This is a genomic window from Mammaliicoccus sp. I-M35 (assembly GCF_022386455.1).
GTDB classification, from domain to species: domain Bacteria; phylum Bacillota; class Bacilli; order Staphylococcales; family Staphylococcaceae; genus Mammaliicoccus; species Mammaliicoccus sciuri_A.
In genome coordinates, this window is record NZ_JAJNIL010000006.1 from 190,706 (window position 1) to 215,990 (window position 25,285).

Consider the following 25,285-nt stretch of genomic DNA (forward strand, 5'->3'; position numbering starts at 1 on the left):
TTGACAAATTTTAGGAGGGTTTACATGAAAAGAACAACAGAATATATATTACTCGTTGTTGGTGCCGTATTCTCATTAATTGGAATTGTATTGGCATTTATAACTAAATCTTTTTCAAATACTGCTGAATTTAAAATGGAATTTGAGCGACAAGTGCAAAATAATCCAGATTTGCAAAATGAAATATCTTCGGATCAATTATCAACTATTATGAGTAGCTTTACGAATTATGCGCTTGTTATTCTCATCATCAGTATTGTATTAGCAATAGTGGCATTAGTATTTGTAAAAAAACAAAGAATTTTATCTGGTATATCATCTATACTTGGTGGTCTTGTTTCAATACTCATCTTTAACATTATTTCATTCCTTGTATTAATTATTGCAGGTATTATGTTATTAGTGAGAAAAGATAAAAATCATCAATTTGAAGATGTGAATTTCCAAAATGACCATAATCATTTAGATGGTAACAATCATCAACAAAATCAGTTTAATTCAGAAGATAAAAAGAAAAAAGATGACGATCCATATATTTATTAATCAATATATAATAAAACAACAGCCCTTCAGTATCGAACTGAAGGGCTGTTGTATTAAGTATTAACTATAAAATTTAATTAATTCATCAAATGTTTCATCTAAAAATGTAGTAAATGATTTATCTGTTTTTAATACATCTGATTTAGGATCTAAAGTACGTGCTACGAAGAACTCAGCTTTTTTAATATCTTTAAGTCTCTTAATATGATGTTTCAAATCTTCTGTAGATAACGAATCAATAGGAGACTTATCAATATTATAATGATCAAAACATAATGAATAATCACTTGGTAAATCTTCTAATAAGTTAAAGTTTTTATTTAAAAAGTCAGCCATTTGACCTTTATTTTTATTTTCATGCATAACACCAAACATTATAAATAATTGTGATTCAAATAAACCAATTTGAAAATGTGGTAACATTTTATATCCTCGTTGATTAGTCGCAAATGCTACCCAAGTATCTTTAGGGGGATTAACAGTTCTTCTCGCATGTTTTGCAACATGGTAATGGAATGTATCTCCAGTTTGTTCAGTTAAATATTTTGTATATCTTTCACCTAAAGCATGTAATTGTGGTCTTACTTGTTCGTCTAGTGCTTGCATCCTATTTTCTAAACCTTCAACACTAAAAACTTTAAAATCTTTTTGTTTAAACGTATACTTAGTCATAGTTGTCCTCCTTATAACTGTGGTACTTAACAATATTTTATCATAAATTTTTTTGAATATATAAAGAACAATGCTAATATAAAAATAACATAGGAGGTTTTGTCATGGAAATATACAAATTTGCTTATCAAATAATACAAGAAGCGGGTCAAATTATTCGTGATTCAATAGATGACGATATTCAAATAGAAACAAAGTCAAATCCTAATGATTTAGTGACAAATATAGATAAAGAAACAGAAGAAAGATTATTTAATCAAATTAAATCTACATATCCAGAACATCGTATTTTAGGAGAAGAGGGTCACGGCACGGATATTGATAATACAGAGGGCGTCTTATGGATTGTTGACCCAATAGATGGCACGCTAAACTTTGTACATCAACAAGAAAATTTTGCCATTTCAATCGGTATTTTTATTGATGGTGAAAAATATGCAGGATTTGTATATGATGTCATGAACGATAAAATGTATCATGCCATAGCTGGTAAAGGGGCATGGTTAAATAATGAACAACTTAAACCATTAGAAGATACTGATTTGAAGACCAGTTTAATTTCAACAAATCCATTATGGTTAACAAAAGAAAAATTAGCTAAAATATATATGCCGATTGTTGATCAAGCAAGAAGCACAAGAGCATACGGATCAGCAGCATTAGACTTTGCAAACGTTGCAAAAGGTAATACAAGTGCATATTTAACAATGCGATTACATCCATGGGACTTTGCAGGAGGCTTAATAATTGCAGAAGAAGTAGGCGCAGTTGTAACAAACCAATTAGGAGAACACTTAAATATATTAGAAGCCAATTCAATACTAATAGGTAATAAAAAAATTCACCAAGAACTATTGAATGAATACTTCTTACCATATAAGACAATGTTAGAACAAATTCATACAGAAAGATTTAAAGGAAAATAGGAAGTGGGCTTAAACAATTATTGTTTAAGCCTCTTTTTTATAGGGACAGAATTCCGAGAAATGTCCGTAAGAGGTGCTGTTAGGGACAGAATTCCGAGAAATGTCCGTAAGAGGTGCTGTTAGGGACAGAATTCCGAGAAATGTCCGTAAGAAGTGTTGTTAGGGACAGAATTCTGAGAAATGTCTCTAAGGAGTGCCCATCTAATTACCAGAATTCGAAATAATGGAAGTTACAGCATTCTAACTACCAGAATTCGAAATAATGGAAGTTACAGAGTTCTAATTACCACAATTCGGAATAATGGAAGTTACAGCATTCTAACTACCACAATTCAGAATAGTGGAAGTTACAGCATTCTAATTACCAGAATTCAGAATAATGAAATCAAGATCCTAATAATATCTATAAACTAACTATCAATACCATCTCCGTTAAACACCTTACAACTAAATTTAACACATCAAAAAAGCATATCACGATAACGTTTCGTTAAGTGATATGCTTTTAATCTGATGTCGTATGTTGTTTATAGCCAACCGTTTTCGCGGTATTTCTTTTTAAGTGTAAAACCAAATCCCATTGTTGCTACGATTAACAATACTGCTAATAACATAAACAACATAGAACCTTCTGCTAATGCAAAGCTAAACACTAAAAGGAGAAATGTTACAATTAAAGCAAGTAGTACGAATATTGCTTTAGATTTCTTCATTTATATCCATCCTTTAACCGTTTTCATTATTTTATTATGCTTCACATTTAAAGAAAAATCAACCTGTTGATTAAAACGGTACTAAATAAAAAATATGGAAATTTGAGTAAATCTGTTCAATAATAGTTATTTTTCAAACGATTTATGTTATAATTATCAAGTTATAAATTTAAGTCGAATAAATGTCGATTAATTTAAATCGGAGAGGAAAATTTTTTGCATGACTAATTTAAGAGAAAATGTACGTAACATTGCGATTATTGCCCACGTTGACCACGGAAAAACAACTTTAGTAGATGAATTATTAAAGCAATCTGGTATTTTTCGTGAAAATGAACATATAGCAGAACGTGCGATGGATTCAAACGACCTTGAAAAAGAACGCGGTATTACGATATTAGCTAAAAATACGGCAATTGACTATAAAGATCACCGTATCAATATACTAGATACACCTGGACATGCTGACTTCGGAGGAGAAGTTGAACGTATTATGAAAATGGTTGATGGTGTTGTATTAGTAGTAGACGCTTATGAAGGAACGATGCCTCAAACACGTTTCGTACTTAAAAAAGCATTAGAACAAAATTTAAAACCAGTTGTAGTTGTTAATAAAATTGATAAACCTTCTGCAAGACCAGAACAAGTTGTAGATGAAGTATTAGACTTATTTATTGAATTAGATGCTAACGATGAACAACTTGAATTCCCAGTTGTATATGCATCTGCATTAAGTGGTACTGCTAGTTTAGAGTCTGATAAACAAGACGATAACATGCAATGTCTATATGAAACAATTTTAGAATATGTACCAGCACCTGTTGATAATAGAGATGAGCCATTACAATTCCAAGTTGCATTATTAGATTATAATGACTACGTTGGACGTATTGGTGTAGGACGTGTATTCAGAGGTACAATTAAAGTTGGACAACAAGTATCATTAGTTAAGATTGATGGTAGTGTTAAAAACTTCAGAGTTACAAAAATCTTTGGTTTCTTTGGTTTAAACCGTATAGAAATTGATGAAGCATACGCTGGTGACTTAATTGCTATTAGTGGTATGGAAGATATTAACGTAGGTGAAACAATCACACCTCAAGATCACGTTGAAGCTTTACCAATTTTAAGAATTGATGAGCCAACATTAGAAATGACATTCTCAGTTAATAATTCTCCATTCGCTGGTAAAGAAGGTACTTACGTAACAGCTCGTAAGATTGAAGAAAGATTAGAAACACAATTAGAAACAGATGTATCTTTACGTGTAACACCTACAGATTCACCTGATGCATGGGTTGTAGCAGGACGTGGTGAATTACATTTATCTATTTTAATTGAAAATATGAGACGTGAAGGTTATGAATTACAAGTTTCTAAACCTCAAGTTATTGTTAAAGAAATAGATGGCGTTAAATCTGAGCCTTATGAACGTGTTCAAATTGATGTTCCTGATGAATATACAGGTGCAATTATTGAATCTTTAGGATCTCGTAAAGGTGAAATGGTTGATATGCAATCTAACGAAAATGGACAAACTAAATTAATCTTTATCGTTCCAGCTCGTGGATTAATTGGTTACACTACTGAATTCATGTCAATGACTCGTGGTTATGGTATCATTAACCATACATTCGATTCTTACCGTCCAAGAATTAAAGGACGTATTGGTGGAAGAAGAAATGGTGTTCTTGTATCAATCGATAAAGGTGTAGCAAGTACTTATGCTATCTTGAACTTAGAAGATAGAGGTGTAAACTTCATGGAACCAGGTACTGAAGTTTATGAAGGTATGATTGTTGGTGAAAATACTCGTGAAAATGATCTAACTGTTAACATTACAAAAGTTAAAGCAGCTAACAACATCCGTTCAGCTACTAAAGAACAAACAACAACAATGAAAAAACCTAGAATTTTAACACTTGAAGAAGCGTTAGAATACTTAAATGATGACGAATTAGTTGAAGTAACACCTGAATCAATTCGTTTAAGAAAGAAAATTTTAGATAAAGCAGAAAGAGAAAGAGCTCAGAAGAGACAAAAAATGGCTGAACAAGAAGAGGAGTGATATAGATGCTCTTAGTTGCTAAAAATGTAAGTGTTAATCCAACAGAAAGGCTTTCATTTTTTGGTAAGTTATTTAGAGTAGATGAGAACCCAGAGCTTGGTATGTGGCTTTTATTATTAACGATTTTTGTATTAAGTGCGATTGTTTATAATTTAGGGTTTGCAAGAAAACTAAAGTTTTGGCAAAACATTATTATCTATATATTACTGTTTTTAGGTTGTTTATTATTAACTTTTCTAGCGGTATTCTTGCCTGTAGGAGAAAGTTTAATAATAGCAGCAATTGTTTTAGGTCTATATCGTTACAGACTTCATAAAGAACGAAGTAGCGGTAAACAACAATAAAAAAAGGCGGCTCGTAAGAGCTGCCTTTTTTTATTTTTATTCTGATTTAGGTTTATCAAGTCTTGCTTTACAATCATCGCACATAAATGTACGGATTGGGTGATTTCTTAATCTTTTTGCTTCTTTAGATTTAGAATCTAAATTAACGACAGAATCACAAATAATACATTTTACTTTCATAATCATGGTTAAACAACCTCTATGTCTGAAACATAACTGAATTTATTTTGGTAACCTTTTTCTTGATCATAAGTAAAAGCGTCGATTTTTCCATCTTTATATATCATTTTACCTTCTTTAGAGAATTGGAAAAATAAATATGGCCATTGTTCAATTGGAATATCAATTGAATCTTGATCATTCTTTAAGACTACTTTTGTAGCGCTTTCATTCGGTTCAGCATTTTTGATGAAAGGCATCGCATTTATAACATAAGTATCTTTTAAAAATGAACGTCTTTTATAAGTTGTTTCACTATTTAATGTTGGAGGATTTGTAGCCCCTTCAAGGATTGCACGGTTCCATGCAACATTATTTTCAAATTCAATTGGCTTTTCACCATTAAAGATACCTTGCTCTAAATCTTCAATTTTTACTTTGCGATCATCAAAAATCCATGTTGTTGCATCTAACGTAATATTAAACTTCGTATTTCCTTTAATTTGTATCAATTTTTTCACTCCTATCAATCTCACAATTCAATTTTAACATATTTGTAATTAATAACCTTCTGTTTTCGCTTGCAATTTTCAGATTTGTAGGCTAAAATTTTATAAGTATAGAAACTTAAAAAGATTAAGGGGGAGTATGTCATGCATTACGATTCAGAAATTTGTCAAAGGGCATATGACCAATTATATAACGATTCTGAAAAAATCCTTCAGTTAATAAAGGTACAAATGGACAACTTAACTATGCCACAATGTCCTTTATATGAGGAAGTTTTAGATACGCAAATGTTTGGTCTTCAAAAGGAAGTAGATTTTGCAGTACAAATTGGACTTGTTGATAGAGAAAAGGGTCAGACACTTATGGCAAGTTTAGAAAAGGAACTATCTAAATTGCATGATGCTTTCACAAATGCTTAAATTATACAAAGTCTAGAGAGGAGAAATCTTTCTTTAGACTTATTTTTTTAGAATTGGAATGAGTCGATGGAATATATTAAGAGGTTTTTCCAGTACATTAAGAATTACTCAAAATACATAGATTTCACATTGTTAATTACTTATATCATTTTATCATTCATTGGCTTAGTGATGGTATACAGCGCAAGTATGGTAGCTGCTACAAAAGGTACTTTAACAGGTGGTATCCCAGTATCGGGTACTTACTTTTTTATAAGGCAGTTATTATATTGTATAGTTGGATTTTTTATTGTATTTTTTATGTCGTATTTTATGCACATTAACATTTTAAAGAATAAGAGAGTTCAACAAATAGTCATATTCACAATATTTGGTTTGCTCGTGTTAACTTTACTTGTTGGTACGACAATTAACGGTGCAAAAAGTTGGATTAACTTAGGATTTATGAACTTACAAGCATCTGAAATTTTGAAAGTTGCAATGATTTTATACTTATCATTCATTATTGATAAAAGACGAAATCGACTTAAACAATTTAAACTTGCACTGATGATGCCTTTATTCTTGATTGGTACTTGTATTGGATTAGTCTTATTACAAAATGATACAGGTCAGGCGTTGATACTATGTATGATTGTATTATGTATCTTCGCATATTCAGGTATTGGTATTAAAGCAATTTTAAAATGGTCTGGTCCAATTTTTGCAGGTGTGGTATTACTGGTTATCTTTAGTATAGTGTTTAAAGGTGGCATTCTGTCACAACACCAAGCAGACCGTTTTCATGTACTTGAAAATCCTTTCAACTACGAAAGTGGTATCGGATATCACTTAGCTAATTCATTATTAGCAATCGGTAACGGTGGTCTCTTTGGTAAAGGGCTAGGTAATGGCATAATGAAATTAGGTTATTTACCTGAACCGCATACAGACTTTATTTTTGCAGTTATTGCAGAAGAACTAGGCTTAGTTGGCGTGTTATTCATAATAGGATTACTTGGGTTCATTGTATATAAAGGTTTCTTATATGCAGCCCTTACGGATTCATATTTCTTTAAATTAGTATGTGTTGGTATTTCAAGCTATATTGGTATTCAAACTTTTGTAAACTTAGCTGGTATATCAGGAACAATTCCTTTAACAGGTGTTCCATTGCCATTTATGACATTTGGCGGATCCTCTATGTTAAGCTTAAGTATCGCGACAGGTATACTATTATTAACGGCTAAACAAATAAGAATTGAGAGTCGTCAAAGCACGAGATAAATGTATAATTAATCAAACAAATTAATAAATTATATAAAAATTGCGGATTATAGTAGAATATAATTCGCAATTTTTATATAATGGACTAATATATTGTTTTTAGAAAATTCAAATACATTGAGGGGAGCCTCCAAATATGAGCAAAATAAATAAATTATTAGTAGCCAATCGAGGCGAGATTGCAATCAGAATTTTTAGAGCAGCAACAGAGCTAGATATTGAAACAGTAGCGATTTATTCTAATGAAGACTTAGGGGCATTGCATAGATATAAAGCAGATGAGTCTTATTTAGTAGATGAAAACTTAGGACCTACAGAAAGTTATTTAAATATAGAGGCAATTATTAAAGTTGCTAAAAAAGCAGGCGTCGATGCAATACATCCGGGATATGGCTTTTTAAGTGAAAATGAAACATTCGCAAAGAGATGTGCTGAAGAAGGTATTAAATTTATCGGACCAGAACTTAAACATTTAGACATGTTTGGGGATAAGGTAAAAGCAAGAGCGACAGCTATAGCTGCAGATGTTCCAGTTATTCCAGGAACTGATGGTGCGGTTGAATCATTTGAGGAAGTAGAAGCATTTACTAAAGAACACGGTTTCCCAGTTATCATCAAAGCCATTTCTGGTGGTGGTGGTAAAGGTATGCGTATCGTTAATAATGCGAGTGAATTAGAAGATGCATACCAAAGAGCTAAATCAGAAGCTGGAAAATCTTTCGGAAATAGCGAAGTTTATGTCGAAAAATACATAGATCAACCAAAACATATTGAAGTTCAAATCATAGGTGACGAACACGGAAACTTAGTTCATTTATATGAAAGAGATTGCTCAGTACAACGTAGACATCAAAAAGTTGTAGAAGTTGCACCATCTGTTTCATTAGGTGATGAACTGAGACATCGTATTTGTAATGTCGCATTAGACTTAATGAAGAAAATCGGATATGTCAATGCAGGTACGGTTGAGTTCTTAGTTTCAGGAGATGAATTCTACTTCATTGAAGTTAATCCACGTGTACAAGTTGAACATACTATTACTGAAATGGTAACAGGTATCGATATTGTTAAGACGCAAATACTTGTTGCTGAAGGCGAATCATTATTTGGTGACAAAATTGAAATGCCACAACAAGAAGATATTACTACTTTAGGTTTTGCAATTCAAAGTCGTATCACAACTGAAGATCCTTTAAATGACTTCATGCCAGATACAGGTAAAATTATTGCTTACCGTTCAAGTGGCGGCTTCGGTGTAAGACTAGATGCTGGTGATGGATTTGAAGGTGCAGAAATTTCACCTTATTACGATTCATTATTAGTGAAAGTTTCAACACATGCTATGTCATTAAGACAAGCGACTGAAAAAATGCTACGTTCTCTTAAAGAAATGAGAATAAGAGGTATTAAAACAAATATTCCATTCTTATATAATGTGGTAAATCACGAGAAGTTTGCGAAGGGTACATATACAACTAAATTCTTAGAAAACAACCCAGAGCTATTTGATATTACACCGACTAGAGATAGAGGTACAAAGACATTACAATATATCGGGAATATTTCGGTAAATGGATTCCCTGGTGTTGAAAAACGAGAAAAACCACACTTCGAAAAGTTCAAATTAGAAGAAGTATCTAATGAAGAAATTGCATCATTATCGGGTACGAAACAAATTCTAGAACAACATGGACCTGAAGGCGTAAGTAAATGGTTAAAAGAACAAGAAGAAGTACTATTAACGGATACTACGTTTAGAGATGCACACCAATCATTATTAGCAACACGTATGAGAACCTACGATATGTTACAAATTGCACCTGAAACAGCTAAATATTTAAATGACGCATTTTCATTAGAAATGTGGGGCGGTGCAACATTTGATGTGGCATACAACTTCTTAAAAGAGAATCCATGGGAACGGTTAACACGCTTACGCAAAAAAATTCCAAATGTGTTATTCCAAATGTTATTAAGAGCATCAAACGCAGTTGGATATAAAAACTATCCTGATAATGTGATTGAAAAATTTGTTAAAGAAAGTGCTGAAGCTGGAATCGATGTGTTTAGAATATTTGATTCATTAAACTGGTTAGATCAAATGAAAGTCGCAAATGAAGCGGTACAAAAATCAGGTAAAATTTCTGAAGGTGCGATTTGCTACACAGGCGATATCTTAAATCCAGAAAGATCTAACGTATATACTTTAGAGTATTACATTAATCTAGCTAAAGAATTACAACGTGAAGGCGTACATATCCTTGGTATTAAAGATATGGCTGGATTGTTAAAACCTAAAGCAGCTTATGAATTAATTAGTGAATTGAAGACACAAATTGATATTCCAATCCATTTACATACTCATGATACGAGTGGTAACGGATTACTTGTTTATCAAAGTGCGATTAGAGCAGGTGTCGATGTAATCGATACTGCAGTAGCAAGTATGAGTGGTACAACATCACAACCTTCAGCTAACTCTTTATACTATGCATTAAGTGGTAATGAAAGAGATGTTAGAACAAATATTGATGGTCTAGAAAGATTATCTCAATATTGGGATACAGTTAGAAACTATTATTCTGATTTTGAAAGTGATATTCGTTCTCCACATACTGAAATTTATCAACATGAGATGCCAGGTGGACAGTATTCTAACCTTGGTCAACAAGCTAAGAGTTTAGGATTAGGTGAAAGATTTAATGAAGTTAAAGACATGTATAAACGTGTTAACTTATTATTTGGTGATATCGTAAAAGTAACACCTTCTTCTAAAGTAGTTGGGGACATGGCATTATACATGGTTCAAAATGATTTAGATGAAGAAAGTGTCATTAAACGTGGCCGTTCACTAGATTTCCCTGAATCAGTTGTCTCATTCTTTAAAGGAGAAATTGGTCAACCGGTAAATGGCTTTAATAAAGAATTACAAAAAGTCATCTTAAAAGGGCAACAACCAATTGAAAAACGACCAGGAGAATTGTTAGAACCTGTTGATTTTGATGCATTGCGTGAAGAACTACAAGATAAACAACAAGAGGAAGTAACGGAACAAGATTTAATCAGTTATGCCATTTATCCTAAAGTATACGAACAATATATTAAGACATATGAAAGTTTCGGTAACTTATCATTGTTAGATACACCTACATTCTTATTCGGTATGAAGAAAAATGAAACGGTTGAAATAACAATTGATAAAGGTAAGATCTTAATCGTTAAATTACTTTCTATCGGTCATGTATACGAAGATGGTCATCGTTGGGTTTACTATGAGCTAAATGGTCAGCCAAGAAAAGTATACGTTAAAGATGAACATGTTAAAGTATCTGAGGCAGTATTACAAAAAGCAGACTTAAGTAATGAATCTCATATTGGTGCCCAAATGCCTGGTACAATTTCTGAAGTGAAAGTGAAACAAGGCGATGAAGTGAAACAAGGTGACGCACTTATTATCACTGAAGCAATGAAAATGGAAACAACAATACAAGCACCATTTGATGGAACGGTAAGCAATATATACGTTTCAGCAGGTGACAGTATTCAAACACAAGATTTGATTATTACAATCGATAAAGCATAATAAAATAAAAGCCGCTTAAATCATCGAATGATTTAAGCGGCTTTTTGTATGTTAACTTCGACGTTTAGATCGTGATATTAACATGATAAAGTAACATAATAATCCAAATAGCATTGTTATAAATAATGCGTGGAAGAGTGCGATAAATAAATTAACGCGTGTGATAACTGATAAAGCACCTGTTGTTACTTGTAAACAAACCAGTATAAAAGCTAATGTCCAACCGTATTTAATAACGCGGTATTGTGTATAATTTTTGAAAGCATGAATGAATATATATAATATCCAAATAAATATGATGAAAGCTAAAGTTCTATGTGACATTTGAACCCATTCATAAAAGTTTTGAGGTAGTCCGACTTCACCGTTTCTACATAATGGCCAACTTAAACATGCTAAACTTGCATCTGCATGTCTTACAAGTGCGCCTGAATAAATCACAAAATATATAAATAATGTAACAGCATAAGTGTGGAACTTTAAGTGTTTATCTATTATTAAGCTTGTAGCTTCGAATTTTTGATCAACTTCATAAATAATTAATGTTAATAATAAAACTGAAGCGAAGCTAATGAGTGATATTCCGAAATGTAGAGATAAAATAAAATCATTTTGTTGCCAAATTACAGCTGCTGCGCCAATTAAAGCTTGAGCAAAGATAAATGCAATGCTCGTAATACAAAGTGGTTTAACTTCTCTAATATGACCTAGTTTGACCCAACTTATATAAGTAAGTAGACAAACAAGAATAAGTGCTAATCCAGATACGCCTCTATGTGCTAATTCTATAATCGTTTCAACTGGCCAATCTGCAGGTATAACAGAGCCATGACATAATGGCCAAGAGTTTCCGCAACCATCAGCGGAACCAGTCTTAGTAACTAATGCACCACCTAATTGGACAAAGAGCATCACGATTGTCGCTATAGTAGATAGCCATTTTAAAAATTTATCACTAAACAATTCGAACACCTCAAGTAAAATTAAAATTGATATTTATAGTACTATAAAATGAGTTTTATTCTAAAATAAACCTTATTTATATGTCAAAATATGATAGAATTTAAGAGAACAACGTATTAACAATTATTCTTACTTTAATACGATTCTAATTTAAACACTAATATCTATAGTATAACAATGAATGTGCATTGTAAATGTTACACAATAATGACTTTTTATGCGAACTAAGGATAAGTAATAAAATGTCAAAATTTTGTTTCAAAAATGTATAGATTATGTGACAATTTTCATATATCATTGAGTTATATGTGAAAGATAATGGAAGGAGGGACAAAATTGCAACAAAATCAATATAGTGTGACTTCTGAGAAAGAAATAGAAACTGGTCGTCTCACTTTGTATGAAATTAAAGCCATCATTAAAATGGGTCTTGTTCAAGGAAATCTGATCCCAACATTTGCAGGTGCGTGGCTTGCAATAGTATTTGGTGGATTTAACTTCTTCCACAGTTTACCGGTTGTTCTATTAATGATGGTAGGATCAACCTTAATTATGGGCGGAGCATGTGCTATAAACAATTATTACGATCAAGATATCGATTCTATCATGCCTTCAAAACAAAAGAGACCTACAGTAAATGGACGTATTAGTAATCGCCACTTAATTCAATTAAGTTTCGGATTAATGATTGTGGGTGAAATTTTATTATTCATGATAAATATTCCAACTGGCATAATTGGATTACTTGGTATATTTGGATATGTTGTACTGTACTCAATATGGTCAAAAAGACATACCGTTTGGAATACAGTTGTAGGAAGTTTTCCAGGTGCAATACCGCCGTTAATCGGTTGGGCGAGTATTGATCCATCATTAAGCCCATTAGCATGGACACTATTCTTAGTGTTATTTGCATGGCAACCTGCTCATTTTTATGCTTTAGCTTATCGTCGTAAAGATGAATATGCCTTAGCTAATATACCAATGTTACCGTCAGTTAAAAGCTTCAATAGAACGCGTTTAAGTATGTTGTTTTGGGTAGTTTTATTATTACCGATACCGTTCTTAATGACGCAACTTGGTACAGTGTTTATCGTTATTGCAACACTGCTCAACTTAGCATGGATGTTATTAGCTTTATATGGATTTAAAAAAGAAATAAACAAATCAAAATGGGCTACGAGTATGTTTGTTTTTTCTTTAAATTATCTTGTTATTTTCTTTGTCATGACAGTTATCGTAACTGTTATACAATTAATATAATTAATTATGAATGAATGCATGAAAGAGGGGTTAAACGAATGAAGACACGTTTAAAAAACACGAAAATGTTCGGTTTGCTTGCTACTTTGCTGTTTGTATTAGCAGGTTGTGGACAAAAACATTTATCAGTACTTCACCCAGCTGGTGAAGTTGCTGATAAACAATTCTTTTTACTAATGCTTTCAATAGGCATTATGTTGCTAGTTATTGTTGTAGTTGTTGTTATATTCTTATTTGCAATGATTAAATTCCGTCGTAAAAAATTAGGTGAAGATTATGTACCTAAAGACGTTGAAGGAAATCATAAATTAGAATTGGTTTGGACAATCATCCCAATTATTTTACTTATTATTCTAGCAATTCCTACTGTTATGCTAACGTTCTCACTTGGAGATACGAAAGCAATCGATAAAGTAGATGAAAAAGGTAAAAGTAAAGAACTTGTTATTGATGTAACTGCTAACCTTTATTGGTGGGAGTTTAGTTATCCAAATGAAAAAATTGTTACCAGCCAAGAACTGGTTGTACCAACAGATAAGAAAGTTTACTTCAGATTACATTCAGCTGATGTTAAACACTCATTCTGGGTACCAGCAGTTGGAGGGAAATTGGATACTAACGTAGAAGGTATTAATAAATTCTACTTAAAATTCGATGATAAAAGAGCTAAAGAAGTCAAAAATCTATTCTATGGTAAGTGTGCTGAGTTATGTGGACCATCACATGCTTTAATGGACTTTAAAGTGAAAGCCCTACCACATGATGATTTTGATAAATGGGTTAAAGATATGAAAGACGTTAAAAAACCTGTAGCCGCTACTTCTAGCCAAGCTAAAGAGGGTGAAAAGGTATTTAACAAGTCATGTGCAGGATGTCACGCTGTTACACCAACTGGAGATGGCGCTAAAGGCCCTAACTTAACTAACTTTGGTGATCGTGATTTAATTGCAGGTTACTTAAAACATGATGAAGAAAATCTTAAAAAATGGATTAAAGACCCAGAAAGCGTTAAACCTGGTAATAAGATGACTGGTCAATATAAAGTTTCTGATGAAGACATTGACGCTTTATCTGCCTACTTAATGGAAAGAAAAGTTGATAAGTAAGAATTGAAAGGGAGGTTACTCTAGTGTCTACTCAAAGTAAAAAGGGGTTTGGATCGACTATTTGGGACTATTTAACAACAGTCGACCACAAAAAAATTGCTATTTTGTATTTAATTGCTGGGGGATTATTCTTTGCTATCGGTGGTATCGAAGCAATGTTAATTCGTATCCAGTTAGCAGTTCCAGAAAACGACTTTGTTACAGCTGGACTGTTTAATGAAATTATCACAATGCATGGTACAACAATGATATTCTTAGCCGCAATGCCTTTGTTATTCGGTTATATGAACGCAGTTGTCCCATTACAAATTGGTGCACGAGATGTTGCATTTCCATTCTTAAATGCATTAGGTTTCTGGTTATTCTTCTTCGGTGGAATTTTCTTAAACTTATCTTGGATTTTAGGTGGAGCGCCTAACGCAGGTTGGACATCTTATGCAAGTTTATCTTTAGAATCGGCAGGGCATGGTATTAACTTCTATGCTCTAGGGTTACAAATCTCTGGTGCTGGTACATTAATTGCTGGTATTAACTTTGTAGCTACAATCGTTAACATGAGAGCACCTGGTATGACGTATATGCGTATGCCATTAATGACTTGGACAACATTTGTTGCTTCTACATTAATCGTATTTGCATTCCCACCATTAACTATCGGTATTTTCTTATTAATTTTCGATAGAATGTTTGGTACATCATTTTTTGTTGCTTCTCAAGGTGGTAACACAATTATTTGGGAACATTTATTCTGGATCTTTGGACACCCAGAAGTTTACATTTTAGTATTACCAGCGTTCGGTATATTCTCTGAAATTATACCTGTATTCGCTAGAAAACGTTTATTCGGTTATTCAGCGATGGTATTCGCTACAGTATTAATCGGTTTCTTAGGATTCATGGTTTGGGCTCACCACATGTTCACTGTAGGTTTAGGTCCAGTAGCTAACGCTATATTCGCTGTTGCAACAATGGCAATTGCTGTTCCAACTGGTGTGAAAATATTCAACTGGTTACTAACTGTATGGGGCGGTAGCGTTGAATTCACAACACCAATGTTATATGCGTTATTCTTTATTCCATCATTCGTTATGGGTGGGGTAACAGGTGTCATGCAAGCATCAGCACCAGCTGACTATCAATTACATGACTCATACTTTATCGTTGCTCACTTCCACTACGTAATTGTTGGTGGTGTAGTATTTGCATTATTAGCTGGTTTACATTATTGGTTCCCGCTAATAGCTGGTAAAATGTTAAGTGAAAAATTAGGTAAAGTAACATTCTGGTTATTCTTTATTGGTTTCCATTTAACATTCTTAATTCAACATTTCTTAGGACTATGGGGTATGCCACGTCGAGTATTTACATACTTACCTGGTCAAGGGTATGACATACCAAACTTAGTATCAACAATTGGTGCGCTATTCATGGCAGTAGCTGTTATTACTGAAGTTATCAATGTAATCATGACATTAGCTAAAGGTGAAAAAGTTGGAAAAGATGCTTGGGGAGACGGCCGTACTTTAGAATGGGCGTTACCAGTACCAACACCTCATTACAACTTTGCACAAACACCATTAGTTCGTGGATTAGATGCATTATGGATTGAAAAAACTCAAGGTGACGGAAAAATTCTTCCAGCTGAATCTTTAGATGAGATTCATATGCCTAATAATTCATTTATTCCATTTATGCAAGCATTCGGTTTATTCGTAGCTGCATTCGGTGCTTTATACTTTGCAGATGGTAAAGAATGGGCTTTAGATGCAGTTAAAGATTTACATGAAAAACCATGGGCAGTATACGTATTGATTCTTGGTTTAGGTATTACTGCAGGAAGTATGATTGTAAGATCACTTAAAGATGATCACGGTCATCATATTTCTAAAGAAGAGTTATTAGAGTATGAAAGGGGTGAGCGTTAATGTCACATGAAGAAGTAAAATTTACAGCTGACAATTGGCCAAACCATCCTGAAACAGCATCTATGGAAGGTAAGAATAAACTCGTAGGATTTTGGGTGTTCTTAGGTGGAGAGGTTGCATTATTCGCATCACTATTCGCTACTTACTTAGCACTAAAAGATGCTGTACCAAGTGAAGATCATTTATTAGCTAAAGATTTATTCCATTTACCATTAGCGTTCGTAATGACGATGTTATTATTAACATCATCTCTAACAAGTGTGTATGCTTTATATCATATGCGTAATTTCAATGCTAAAGGATTATTCCTTTGGATTGGTATTACAATACTGTTAGGATTAGGATTCTTAGGATTAGAAATTTATGAATTCGTAGAGTATGTACATCAAGGTCATACATTCCGTTCAAGTGCTTTCGGTAGTGCCTTCTACTTCTTAGTAGGAACACACGGATTCCACGTACTTATAGGTTTAGTATGGTTAACATTACTCATCTTCCGTAATAGAGCTAGAGGATTAAGTATTTATAATGCACATAAATTTAATACTGCTGCTTTATATTGGCACTTCATTGACGTTGTATGGGTGTTTATCTTTACAGTAGTATACTTGATGGGAGCGTTAGGATAATATGAGTCAACAATTAAATCATGACGCACAAGCACTTAGAGATTATAAGAAGCGTAAAAGTACAAAAGAAATGCGTATGCAAGTTACAAACTTCGCTATTATGATTTTTGTTACTTTTATTGCTTTCGCATTAGTTGCTGCAGAACTTCCTAAAGAATTCGTTATACCAGTTATTTTAGGATTAGCAGTACTACAAGTTGTATTACAATTCTATTATTTCATGCATATGAAAGCTGAAAAACATGGTATATCAAAATTATTTATGATTACGGGTGTATTCTTCGGATTATCGTTCGTTGTAACGTTTATTTACATCGTATGGTTAGGCGATCCGTTATTCGTAAAAACAAAATAATTTATAAAAGACTCGAGAACTTTGTTATATAAGTTCTCGAGTCTTTTTATTTGGTCATATCATTGTCATAACTATTTACATTGTTGGGTTGTTTAACGATGGATTAAATTTTATAATAAAAGTAATGACTAAGTGGGGAAGTGTAAAGAGATGGGTAACTTAACCTCAATATCTATATTCGGTTTTTGGGCAAACTGGACGCCATTCTTCTTTGTAGGCGTATTGTGTGTAATTATTTTATACTTTTTAATTTGTGGAAAATGGTATAAAGATATACCAGGTGGAAGACCTTTAAGAAAAGGTGAAGCGACACTTTTCGTTATCTTAATGTTAACGATATACTTATTAGAAGGTGGACCTATTGATCTGCTTTCACATATCATTTTTAGTTTCCATATGTTGCAAATGGCTTTATTATTTTTAATTGTAGTTCCATTGCTATATTTTGCTATCCCAGAATACATCATCAAATATGTGGAAGAACTACCTGTAATTAATAAGATTGTTCAATTATTTACAAAGCCGATATTAGCAATTTTTCTTTTTAACGGTTTATTCTCTGTATATCATATACCACTTGTGTTAGATACATTAAAACAAGATCTTGTTTTGCATGAGTTATATACGATTATTTTATTCATAAGTGCATGGTTTATGTGGCATCCAATATTTAATAAACATATCCCTGAAGAACTGCACATGAGTAACATTAAGAAAATCTTATATATCTTCTTTATCGGTGTGTTGTTAACACCTTCATGTGGACTTATCATATTTAGCGGTTCTGCAATGTATGAAACATACACGTCAGGTAAAGCATGGCTAGGTGCGATGACTTTATGTGTACCAGCTGATACGTTAAATTCAGTCGTTCAAGGAACAGGTTTATCTGGTCCAGAATACTTTACGAATTTTACACCTTTAGAAGATCAGCAAACAGGTGGTGTCATCATGAAAGTTATGCAAGAAATCGTGTTTGGTATTTATTTATATATCATTTTCATGAGATGGTTTAGATATGAGAGAAAAAATGAAAAGCAAATCACTGAAGATAGCTTGAGAAAATTACAAGAGCAAAAAGCATTATATAATCAATTTAGATAGGATGTATGAAAATGAATTTACCAATTTTACCGACAATAAGTACAACTTTCATCGTATTAAGCGCTATTTTAGTTGCTATCGGATGGTACTTTATTGCACAACGAAAAATTGAAACACACAAAAAGTTTATGATATCTGCAGCAGTTGCGGCAGTCGTATTCTTTACCATTTATGCTAGTAGAACAGTATTTATTGGAAATACTTCATTTGGTGGACCGGATAATATCAAAATTTATTATACAATTTTCTTGATTTTCCATATAACACTAGCGACTGTCGGGGCAGTGATGGGGATCTATACGATTTATTTAGGTTGGACGAACAAACTGGATAGACACCGCAAATTTGGGCCAGTAACATCTATTATTTGGTTCTGTACAGCTATTACAGGTGTTGCCGTTTATTTATTATTATATGTGTTCTATCACGGTGGCGATACAACATCTATGATAAAAGCAATTTTAGGACATTAAATTAAAACCTCTCAATCCGTATATAATGGATTGAGAGGTTTTTTGTATATATTATATTTTAAAGTCTGTTTTTATAAGACCAGATTCTAGTATCGTTTTGATAACGATTAAGAATAATGGTCCGATAAAGAATCCAATAAAGCCTAGTAATTTTAAACCGATAAACATGGATATTAAAGTAGGTAGTGGAGATAAACCAACACCTGTACCGAATATTTTAGGTTCTAATATTTTTCTTTGAACGAGTAATATAACAGATAGTATAATCAGTTGAATACCGAGCGTCGGGTCTCCAACTATGTAAGCATAGATTGCCCACGGAATTGTAAAACCTGTTGCACCAACAATCGGTAAGATATCAATAAACCATATAAATAAACTGATGATAAACGCTGAATCTACACCAATGATCAGTAGACCAACGTATGTAAATAACCAAGTTATAAAGCTTAATACGATGGTAGCAGATATCATTCCAATAATAGAATGGCCAATTTTATTGTATATTTTATAAATTTCATGATAAGTCGACGGATATAGATGTTGTTTAATAAATTTATGAATATTTGGTATTTCTAACATAAATAAGAACAATGCTACAAGAAACACTACAAGACTTATTATAAAACCGGGTAAAGAAGATACAACTTCTGTTATATTTTCAACGCTTAAATAATTTGCGATTGAATCTCTTAAAGATGCAACAAAGTTCTGCAGTTCCTTGTTGATTGTAACTGCCATTTCATCTGGTAAAATAGCTTTCATTTTGTCGTTATATTGTTCAATGACAGTGATGAGTATATTAATTTTATTAGGTAAATCTTTAATAAATAGTACGATCTGGTCTATTAATTTAGTTAAAAATAAAAATATAACAAATCCTGTTATCGTAAGGAGTAACGTATAAATAATCGTTACGCTCCATTTACGGCTTTTAATTTTATTAGCTAATTTATTAACGAGCGGATTGAGTGCTAATGCGATAACAAGTGCTGTTATTAAAGGTATTGATATCGGTAAAATGAAATAAATAAATAGAATAGATAAAACTATAATGATAAATATGCTTATGTTTCGTTTGTTTATCCATTTTTTCATAATGATGACCTCTTTGCTCATTTATATATAAATAAAGAGACGTGAAATATCACGTCTCTACTCTGTTAGTAATATTTTAATTAATGCGCACCTAATGTATTTAATGCATTAATATCTGATGTGATACGTTCAATTAATAAGTTACAATGTGCAACTAAATTATCTGGGTAAACTTCATCATCTCCGTATTCTACACCTGTTGGATAGTAGTGTTTACCGAGATATGGATCCATTAATTGAATTGTTGCGTTATTGGCACCGATGTCCCCTTTAAGTGCATAACCTGGAATTCTTAAGTAATAGACGCCTTCACTTATTTCATATTTAAAATCATAAGTAATACGCTCATAATCCCAATGTCCTCCAGCAATAAAACCATGTTTATTCATAACATCTTTTAATAGCTCTTGTTCAATGATAACCTTCTCAAGACCTGTATTATCAAATACCATGTATTTTTCCTCCCTCTAAGTACCTTTAAGTTTATTTTATGATAAAAGCGCCAATGTTGCAATGTACATTTATATTTAACAAATATGACAACATTTCGATTGATTTAGGTAAATGTTTTCCTGTAAAATGATATAATTGAATATAGGAATAAATGAGGAGGTAAATAGTTGAAAAATATTATCATAAAAGTTGTAGCAATAACTATTTTAATCATTGTACTCTTTTATTTATTCTATTCACCTAAATTAGAATTTGATGTTTTAAAGAATCCAAACTACTCTCATGATAAAGCAAATGAGAATTATTATGAGCAACAAGCTGAAAAATCAACTGGCAATGCAAAGTTGAAAGAAGGCGTAGGTACATATGTCTATAAAAATATTAAAGAAGTTATAAATGATTTAGGACAACCAGATAGGGTATATAAGGCAGAGCACGGTAGAAAGAATTATGTCTTTAAAAATAAAGAACACTATTATTTAATATCTACTAAAAATGATAAAGTCTCTTCAGTATTTGCTACAGGAAATAAAGTGAATGTTTCACCAATTAAAATGAAACAAGATGCAACAAAGATTTTTAATGGTACAAATATAGATATGGAACCAGTTGTTGAAAGTGCATATGGAAAATATCAATTAGAATTATCTGAACGTGATATCAAGACACAATTACTGATTAAATACGGTAATGTTTATGCGCAAGTCTTAATTGATAGTGAAACAAATGAAGTGATGGGCGTACAATTTATGGATTCAGATGCTGTTATTGAACATGCACCATTTTCAATGACTAAGATAAATAATGACAAAGGTCAAGATTTAAAGAGAACAGACAAACAAGACTTCCAAGCTCATATAAATAAAGATTTATCACTTCTTGAAATCGTAAATGAAATTAGAGAAATGAAAGATGTCAAACCATTACAGATTAATGATCAACTTACGTATATCACACAAATGGAAGCAGATTTAATTGAAGATGATATCGATGAGGAAGAGGCAGTTAAATCTCTAGAAGATGGCATCACAAAACATATCAATAATCAAAAGATTGAATATGAGTCCATTAACCAAAATTTAGCATACAATTTCTATGATGTACCAACACTTATCAATAGCTGGTTAAACAACAACACGTATCGAGAAAAGTTATTAGGTAGTCAATATGATGAATTTGGTGCTGGTAATTCTCGCGAATACTATTCACTTGTTTTCAAAGAAAATAAAGAATAAGGGGGAATCATATTATGTTTACTGCAGAAACAGTTGATATACTTGATCAATCAGACGAACTAAGTGCATGTATTAAAGATTCATATATTTATCAAGAATACATCGAAGCAAAACATCAACTTGAAACAAATTTTGAAGTTAAAATATTAAGACAAAAATTTGATCAAATAAAATCACATTATGATGATTGTTTAAGATTTGGTAGATATCATCCTGATTACAGTAGAGTTATGAAAGAAACAAGACAACAAAAGAGGGCATATGAAATGCATCCAGTTGTTTCTGAATTTAAGACTAAAGAAACTGCTTTACAAGATTTATTAGATGAAGTGATTAGCATTGTTTCTTATTCAGTTTCAAGCAATGTTAAAGTGGATACAGGTAATCCATTCTTTAGTAGTGAGTCACATGGTGGTGGTTGTTCTACTGGTGGTTCTTGTGGATGTTCAACATAACATAAAAAAAGCTTTCCATTTGTCATTTGACAGATGGAAAGCTTTTTAAATTAGTATTGTTTTTTAATTAAGAAGTGTGCAGTATCTGGGCGATCAGTTACAATCGTATGTGCACCTTTTTGAATTAAATCATCCATTGTATCGATTTGATTTACAACCCAATAAGCAACAGATATATTAAGTGATGTTAAAAATTGAATGAAACCTTCTGAGTCTAAAGGAAGCCCTTTAGCTTGTATTGGAATTTGGAATGTATCAGATTTAGGTTGATACGTATGACCATATCCTGATTGATAAGCTATGAAAGCTTTAGCTACTTCACTTTGACCTGTACCTAATGCAATTGAATCTTGAGCATTTAAATTAAAGCGATCAATTTGTTCATCATAGAAACTTGTAATATTAACACGATCCTCAGCTTTAAGTTCTGTAATTAAACGATATAAGTGTGATGGTGCTAAACTACCACTATATGATTCAGGGTGGTCTTTAATATCTATATTTACTAAGACATCTGGATATTCAGTTAATAACTCTTTTAAAGTGACGATTTTAGCTTTGGCATCTCCTCTATAAGGATGCTCGTTATTAATATCTTTGAAGTGGTATCCGAAATCTAATTGGCGTAGTTCTTCTAATGTATGATCACCTACATACCCTGAACCGTTACTAGTACGATCGACTGTGTTGTCATGTGTTACAACAAGTACTTCATCTTTAGTAAGTCGAACATCTACTTCAAATCCAGTTACTTCGTATTTTAATGCATGATCAAAAGCTAAGCGTGTATGTTCTGGTCTTAACGCCATGCCTCCACGATGAGCGAATACATAAGGAGCTGGTTGTGTAAAGAATGGTTTAATCGTACGTGGTTTAACGTTTGATGTTGCTTTTGTCACAATCCAAGAACCCGCAACAATGCCTCCGATAAGACCTGTTGTTTTTAATAAATTAATTTTTGACATGTTATCCTATCCTTTCGAAATGCAAATAAAGACTTATATATATTCTATCAAATTGATTTAAGATAAGAAAGCAAGTCACATGTGCTTGGAGTTATCTTCTTTCATCATTTTATAGAAAGTGCTAATATAAAAATAAAAAGCGTTAGGAGGTTATTTTGATGGAATTAGTAGAACGAATCAGTATTGTCGTATATTTAAAGAATATGAAACACGAACGACAATTACGCAAGTTTGGTAATATATACTTTGCACATAGAAAAGAACAATACGTCATGTTATATACAAATGAAGATAAAATAGACGATACTGTTCAACATTTAATGAAACTAAAATATGTTAAAGATGTAAAAGTTTCACCATTTAAATATGTTAAAAGAGATTACTCTAATTCAAATACGGACAAAAAAGAGTATTTAAACTTTTAACTATTGAAGCGGAGGCAAGTATCTTTCAAGTCTTAATACACCTTTTAAATAGGCGAAGTAAAGTTCATCTTCAGCGAAATCAGCACGTGATTTAACATCAAGACCTTTAACTTGTATGTGATATGCATTAGCCCATTCATTGATTAAATCGAATTTTTTATTTGAGTCAGGGTAAGGATATTTAATACCTTCCATTATCATGTAAATCGCTTGAAAATGTTGACCTTTAGTAGGCTTCATAATGATACAAGCTGAAGATAGTTTCTCCTTAGATAATGGTGTATGTAACATAATAATGTCAGAAATACGTTCATGGTTATATTCGATTAACGTTTGAAATTCAAATAAATCAGTTTGGCCATGACCGATGACGATAAATGATTGTTTCATTTTTATAAACCTCGTTTTCGTTTAAATACTATATGGATAAGTATAAATAATAATTAATAATAAAGAAAGTGATGATTAACATTGAGAGTAATAGGTGGGAAATACAAGAGACTTCATATAAAAACAATAGATGGTCAATCAACGAGACCGACTACAGATAAAGTGAAAGAAAATATCTTTAATGGCCTTCAAGAATTAGAAGGTATCGGGTTAGATTTGTTTGCTGGTAGTGGTGGACTTGGTATCGAAGGATTGTCTAGAGGTTTAGATAAAGTGATTTTTGTGGACGGTAATTTCAAAGCAACTAAAATGATAAAAGAAAATTTAAATACATTACATATACCTGAAACTCAATACGAAGTTTATAAAAATGATGCAATTAGAGCGTTAAAAGCTTTAAATAAACGCGATATTAAGTTTGATTATATATTTCTAGATCCACCTTATAGAAAATCGCTCATAGATCAATCATTAGAAAAAATTCAAGCGTTTGACTTATTAAATGTAAATGGTACAATAATTTGCGAATTTGATAAAAGTGAAGACATAGATACGGGTGCGTTCAAAGTTCTTAAAAAGTATGAATATGGACTGACGCATGTTATGTTGCTAACAAAAGGAGAAGACAATGACTAAGAGAATAGCAGTTGTTCCAGGTAGCTTTGATCCAATAACATTAGGACATATTGATATTATTAAGCGTAGTGCAAAAATATTTGATGAGATTCATGTTTCTGTATTGAAAAATGGTTCTAAAAAAGGCTTATTTAGTACAGAAGAGCGTGTTGAATTAATTAAAGAAGCGGTACAAGATGTACCAAATATAGTGGTGCATTCATTTCATGGGTTACTTGTAGACTTTTGCAAAGAAATAAATGCTAACACGATTGTAAGAGGGTTAAGAGCTGTTAGCGACTTTGAGTATGAAATGCAATTGACATCTATGAATAAAAAACTAGATGACGACATTGAAACATTATATATGATGACAAATAATCATTATTCATTTATAAGTTCAAGTGTTGTGAAAGAAGTTGCACAATTTGACGGCGATATTTCGGAATTTGTTCCTGAAAATGTGAATAAAGCATTGAAAGAAAAAATAAAAAATAAAGAATCATAATAAAAAACGCATGCATATGTCATGCGTTTCAGACTGTGGACAAACTGAACTTAAATTTATAAGTTCAGTTTGTTTTTTTATATGGATTAATATTTTCCACTAAAATCATGATTAAACTAC

Annotated in this window: 28 protein-coding genes; 19 read left to right on the plus strand and 9 right to left on the minus strand. The window is 32.1% G+C overall.

From position 1 onward, the window contains the following. The first annotated feature begins 24 nt into the window (after positions 1 to 24). Positions 25 to 543: a DUF4064 domain-containing protein gene (locus LQ679_RS08695; protein WP_239762491.1), complete on the plus strand. Its 519-nt coding sequence runs from the start codon at positions 25 to 27 to the stop codon at positions 541 to 543. 60 nt (positions 544 to 603) lie between these two features. On the opposite strand, the gene LQ679_RS08700 is transcribed toward LQ679_RS08695, so the two are convergent. Beyond that, on the minus strand, positions 604 to 1,215 hold the full coding sequence (locus LQ679_RS08700; protein ID WP_204258374.1) for a YktB family protein: 612 nt from the start codon (positions 1,213 to 1,215) through the stop codon (positions 604 to 606). A 104-nt stretch (positions 1,216 to 1,319) separates the two neighbouring features. Here LQ679_RS08700 and LQ679_RS08705 point away from each other — a divergent pair, with 104 nt between their 5' ends. Continuing rightward, positions 1,320 to 2,141, plus strand: a complete 822-nt coding sequence (locus tag LQ679_RS08705) for an inositol monophosphatase family protein (protein WP_025905163.1) — start codon at positions 1,320 to 1,322, stop codon at positions 2,139 to 2,141. A gap of 527 nt (positions 2,142 to 2,668) precedes the next feature. Here the strand turns inward: LQ679_RS08705 and LQ679_RS08710 are convergent. Then, positions 2,669 to 2,854 (minus strand): DUF5325 family protein, encoded by a 186-nt coding sequence (locus LQ679_RS08710; protein ID WP_037587440.1) that lies wholly within the window; start codon positions 2,852 to 2,854, stop codon positions 2,669 to 2,671. A 220-nt stretch (positions 2,855 to 3,074) separates the two neighbouring features. Between LQ679_RS08710 and typA the strand changes: the two genes are divergently transcribed. Both typA and LQ679_RS08720 read left to right on the plus strand, forming a co-directional pair. After that, a complete protein-coding gene (typA, locus tag LQ679_RS08715) occupies positions 3,075 to 4,922 on the plus strand; it encodes a translational GTPase TypA (protein ID WP_037587443.1) in 1,848 nt (615 codons plus the stop codon). 5 nt (positions 4,923 to 4,927) lie between these two features. Further along, on the plus strand, positions 4,928 to 5,266 hold the full coding sequence (locus LQ679_RS08720; protein WP_037587446.1) for a YlaH-like family protein: 339 nt from the start codon (positions 4,928 to 4,930) through the stop codon (positions 5,264 to 5,266). Positions 5,267 to 5,302: 36 nt separating this feature from the next. Here LQ679_RS08720 and LQ679_RS08725 read toward each other — a convergent pair whose 3' ends face one another. Both LQ679_RS08725 and LQ679_RS08730 read right to left on the minus strand, forming a co-directional pair. Beyond that, positions 5,303 to 5,449: a DUF2197 domain-containing protein gene (locus LQ679_RS08725; protein WP_075578086.1), complete on the minus strand. Its 147-nt coding sequence runs from the start codon at positions 5,447 to 5,449 to the stop codon at positions 5,303 to 5,305. 5 nt (positions 5,450 to 5,454) lie between these two features. Next, positions 5,455 to 5,937: a hypothetical protein gene (locus LQ679_RS08730; RefSeq protein WP_126476950.1), complete on the minus strand. Its 483-nt coding sequence runs from the start codon at positions 5,935 to 5,937 to the stop codon at positions 5,455 to 5,457. Positions 5,938 to 6,078: 141 nt separating this feature from the next. Here LQ679_RS08730 and LQ679_RS08735 point away from each other — a divergent pair, with 141 nt between their 5' ends. The 3 genes from LQ679_RS08735 to LQ679_RS08745 all read left to right on the plus strand — a co-directional run bounded on the left by LQ679_RS08735 (position 6,079) and on the right by LQ679_RS08745 (position 11,203). After that, a complete protein-coding gene (locus tag LQ679_RS08735; RefSeq protein ID WP_025904660.1) occupies positions 6,079 to 6,354 on the plus strand; it encodes an Fpa/YlaN family protein in 276 nt (91 codons plus the stop codon). A gap of 66 nt (positions 6,355 to 6,420) precedes the next feature. After that, positions 6,421 to 7,620, plus strand: a complete 1,200-nt coding sequence (locus tag LQ679_RS08740; protein WP_204188697.1) for an FtsW/RodA/SpoVE family cell cycle protein — start codon at positions 6,421 to 6,423, stop codon at positions 7,618 to 7,620. A gap of 136 nt (positions 7,621 to 7,756) precedes the next feature. Beyond that, positions 7,757 to 11,203, plus strand: coding sequence for a pyruvate carboxylase (locus tag LQ679_RS08745; protein WP_239762500.1), 3,447 nt, complete (start codon positions 7,757 to 7,759; stop codon positions 11,201 to 11,203). Between the two features lie 51 nt (positions 11,204 to 11,254). On the opposite strand, the gene LQ679_RS08750 is transcribed toward LQ679_RS08745, so the two are convergent. Further along, positions 11,255 to 12,166, minus strand: coding sequence for a COX15/CtaA family protein (locus LQ679_RS08750; protein WP_037587456.1), 912 nt, complete (start codon positions 12,164 to 12,166; stop codon positions 11,255 to 11,257). 336 nt (positions 12,167 to 12,502) lie between these two features. Between LQ679_RS08750 and cyoE the strand changes: the two genes are divergently transcribed. The 7 genes from cyoE (at position 12,503) to LQ679_RS08785 (ending at position 19,021) form a co-directional block, all read left to right on the plus strand. Continuing rightward, positions 12,503 to 13,429, plus strand: a complete 927-nt coding sequence (cyoE, locus tag LQ679_RS08755) for a heme o synthase (RefSeq protein WP_078099911.1) — start codon at positions 12,503 to 12,505, stop codon at positions 13,427 to 13,429. A gap of 38 nt (positions 13,430 to 13,467) precedes the next feature. After that, positions 13,468 to 14,535 (plus strand): cytochrome c oxidase subunit II, encoded by a 1,068-nt coding sequence (gene coxB / locus LQ679_RS08760; protein WP_239762502.1) that lies wholly within the window; start codon positions 13,468 to 13,470, stop codon positions 14,533 to 14,535. A gap of 23 nt (positions 14,536 to 14,558) precedes the next feature. Beyond that, entirely contained in the window at positions 14,559 to 16,460 is a 1,902-nt protein-coding gene (ctaD, locus tag LQ679_RS08765) for a cytochrome c oxidase subunit I (protein WP_025904654.1), read from the plus strand. Beyond that, positions 16,460 to 17,089 carry a cytochrome c oxidase subunit 3 gene (locus LQ679_RS08770; protein ID WP_204255142.1) on the plus strand — a complete coding sequence of 210 codons (630 nt, stop codon included), beginning with the start codon at positions 16,460 to 16,462 and terminating at the stop codon, positions 17,087 to 17,089. The genes ctaD and LQ679_RS08770 overlap by 1 nt, the downstream gene beginning before the upstream one ends. Position 17,090: 1 nt before the next feature. After that, complete coding sequence (locus LQ679_RS08775; RefSeq protein WP_025904652.1) at positions 17,091 to 17,444, plus strand: cytochrome C oxidase subunit IV family protein; 354 nt, start codon at positions 17,091 to 17,093, stop codon at positions 17,442 to 17,444. A 150-nt stretch (positions 17,445 to 17,594) separates the two neighbouring features. Next, positions 17,595 to 18,548, plus strand: a complete 954-nt coding sequence (gene ctaG / locus LQ679_RS08780; protein WP_037587461.1) for a cytochrome c oxidase assembly factor CtaG — start codon at positions 17,595 to 17,597, stop codon at positions 18,546 to 18,548. A gap of 11 nt (positions 18,549 to 18,559) precedes the next feature. Next, positions 18,560 to 19,021 (plus strand): DUF420 domain-containing protein, encoded by a 462-nt coding sequence (locus LQ679_RS08785; RefSeq protein ID WP_037587463.1) that lies wholly within the window; start codon positions 18,560 to 18,562, stop codon positions 19,019 to 19,021. Positions 19,022 to 19,072: 51 nt separating this feature from the next. On the opposite strand, the gene ytvI is transcribed toward LQ679_RS08785, so the two are convergent. After that, complete coding sequence (ytvI, locus tag LQ679_RS08790; RefSeq protein ID WP_191836201.1) at positions 19,073 to 20,119, minus strand: sporulation integral membrane protein YtvI; 1,047 nt, start codon at positions 20,117 to 20,119, stop codon at positions 19,073 to 19,075. Between the two features lie 80 nt (positions 20,120 to 20,199). Further along, on the minus strand, positions 20,200 to 20,571 hold the full coding sequence (locus LQ679_RS08795) for a YugN family protein (RefSeq protein ID WP_025904648.1): 372 nt from the start codon (positions 20,569 to 20,571) through the stop codon (positions 20,200 to 20,202). A gap of 168 nt (positions 20,572 to 20,739) precedes the next feature. On the opposite strand from LQ679_RS08795, the gene LQ679_RS08800 reads away from it, so the two are divergent. Beyond that, positions 20,740 to 21,807 carry a CAP-associated domain-containing protein gene (locus LQ679_RS08800; protein ID WP_191836202.1) on the plus strand — a complete coding sequence of 356 codons (1,068 nt, stop codon included), beginning with the start codon at positions 20,740 to 20,742 and terminating at the stop codon, positions 21,805 to 21,807. Positions 21,808 to 21,821: 14 nt separating this feature from the next. Continuing rightward, entirely contained in the window at positions 21,822 to 22,262 is a 441-nt protein-coding gene (locus LQ679_RS08805) for a YlbF/YmcA family competence regulator (RefSeq protein WP_037587470.1), read from the plus strand. Positions 22,263 to 22,312: 50 nt separating this feature from the next. On the opposite strand, the gene LQ679_RS08810 is transcribed toward LQ679_RS08805, so the two are convergent. Beyond that, positions 22,313 to 23,227: a glycerophosphodiester phosphodiesterase family protein gene (locus LQ679_RS08810; protein WP_239762504.1), complete on the minus strand. Its 915-nt coding sequence runs from the start codon at positions 23,225 to 23,227 to the stop codon at positions 22,313 to 22,315. A gap of 158 nt (positions 23,228 to 23,385) precedes the next feature. Between LQ679_RS08810 and LQ679_RS08815 the strand changes: the two genes are divergently transcribed. Beyond that, positions 23,386 to 23,652 (plus strand): DUF2129 domain-containing protein, encoded by a 267-nt coding sequence (locus LQ679_RS08815; protein ID WP_037587474.1) that lies wholly within the window; start codon positions 23,386 to 23,388, stop codon positions 23,650 to 23,652. Here the strand turns inward: LQ679_RS08815 and LQ679_RS08820 are convergent, their stop codons facing one another. Beyond that, a complete protein-coding gene (locus LQ679_RS08820; RefSeq protein WP_239762507.1) occupies positions 23,653 to 24,042 on the minus strand; it encodes a DUF7147 family protein in 390 nt (129 codons plus the stop codon). Between the two features lie 81 nt (positions 24,043 to 24,123). Between LQ679_RS08820 and rsmD the strand changes: the two genes are divergently transcribed. After that, a complete protein-coding gene (gene rsmD, locus LQ679_RS08825) occupies positions 24,124 to 24,678 on the plus strand; it encodes a 16S rRNA (guanine(966)-N(2))-methyltransferase RsmD (RefSeq protein WP_037587475.1) in 555 nt (184 codons plus the stop codon). Further along, a complete protein-coding gene (gene coaD / locus LQ679_RS08830; protein WP_037587476.1) occupies positions 24,671 to 25,165 on the plus strand; it encodes a pantetheine-phosphate adenylyltransferase in 495 nt (164 codons plus the stop codon). Before rsmD ends, coaD begins: the two co-directional genes overlap by 8 nt. Positions 25,166 to 25,285: the final 120 nt, after the last annotated feature.

Bases quoted from the DNA above. Each gene is read 5' to 3' on its own strand.
- LQ679_RS08695 (WP_239762491.1), top strand. From the start codon at position 25: ATGAAAAGAACAACAGAATATATATTACTCGTTGTTGGTGCCGTATTC.
- LQ679_RS08700 (WP_204258374.1), bottom strand. From the start codon at position 1,215: ATGACTAAGTATACGTTTAAACAAAAAGATTTTAAAGTTTTTAGTGTT.
- LQ679_RS08705 (WP_025905163.1), top strand. From the start codon at position 1,320: ATGGAAATATACAAATTTGCTTATCAAATAATACAAGAAGCGGGTCAA.
- LQ679_RS08710 (WP_037587440.1), bottom strand. From the start codon at position 2,854: ATGAAGAAATCTAAAGCAATATTCGTACTACTTGCTTTAATTGTAACA.
- typA (WP_037587443.1), top strand. From the start codon at position 3,075: ATGACTAATTTAAGAGAAAATGTACGTAACATTGCGATTATTGCCCAC.
- LQ679_RS08720 (WP_037587446.1), top strand. From the start codon at position 4,928: ATGCTCTTAGTTGCTAAAAATGTAAGTGTTAATCCAACAGAAAGGCTT.
- LQ679_RS08735 (WP_025904660.1), top strand. From the start codon at position 6,079: ATGCATTACGATTCAGAAATTTGTCAAAGGGCATATGACCAATTATAT.
- LQ679_RS08740 (WP_204188697.1), top strand. From the start codon at position 6,421: ATGGAATATATTAAGAGGTTTTTCCAGTACATTAAGAATTACTCAAAA.
- LQ679_RS08745 (WP_239762500.1), top strand. From the start codon at position 7,757: ATGAGCAAAATAAATAAATTATTAGTAGCCAATCGAGGCGAGATTGCA.
- coxB (WP_239762502.1), top strand. From the start codon at position 13,468: ATGAAGACACGTTTAAAAAACACGAAAATGTTCGGTTTGCTTGCTACT.
- LQ679_RS08770 (WP_204255142.1), top strand. From the start codon at position 16,460: ATGTCACATGAAGAAGTAAAATTTACAGCTGACAATTGGCCAAACCAT.
- LQ679_RS08775 (WP_025904652.1), top strand. From the start codon at position 17,091: ATGAGTCAACAATTAAATCATGACGCACAAGCACTTAGAGATTATAAG.
- ctaG (WP_037587461.1), top strand. From the start codon at position 17,595: ATGGGTAACTTAACCTCAATATCTATATTCGGTTTTTGGGCAAACTGG.
- LQ679_RS08785 (WP_037587463.1), top strand. From the start codon at position 18,560: ATGAATTTACCAATTTTACCGACAATAAGTACAACTTTCATCGTATTA.
- ytvI (WP_191836201.1), bottom strand. From the start codon at position 20,119: ATGAAAAAATGGATAAACAAACGAAACATAAGCATATTTATCATTATA.
- LQ679_RS08795 (WP_025904648.1), bottom strand. From the start codon at position 20,571: ATGGTATTTGATAATACAGGTCTTGAGAAGGTTATCATTGAACAAGAG.
- LQ679_RS08805 (WP_037587470.1), top strand. From the start codon at position 21,822: ATGTTTACTGCAGAAACAGTTGATATACTTGATCAATCAGACGAACTA.
- LQ679_RS08810 (WP_239762504.1), bottom strand. From the start codon at position 23,227: ATGTCAAAAATTAATTTATTAAAAACAACAGGTCTTATCGGAGGCATT.
- LQ679_RS08815 (WP_037587474.1), top strand. From the start codon at position 23,386: ATGGAATTAGTAGAACGAATCAGTATTGTCGTATATTTAAAGAATATG.
- LQ679_RS08820 (WP_239762507.1), bottom strand. From the start codon at position 24,042: ATGAAACAATCATTTATCGTCATCGGTCATGGCCAAACTGATTTATTT.
- coaD (WP_037587476.1), top strand. From the start codon at position 24,671: ATGACTAAGAGAATAGCAGTTGTTCCAGGTAGCTTTGATCCAATAACA.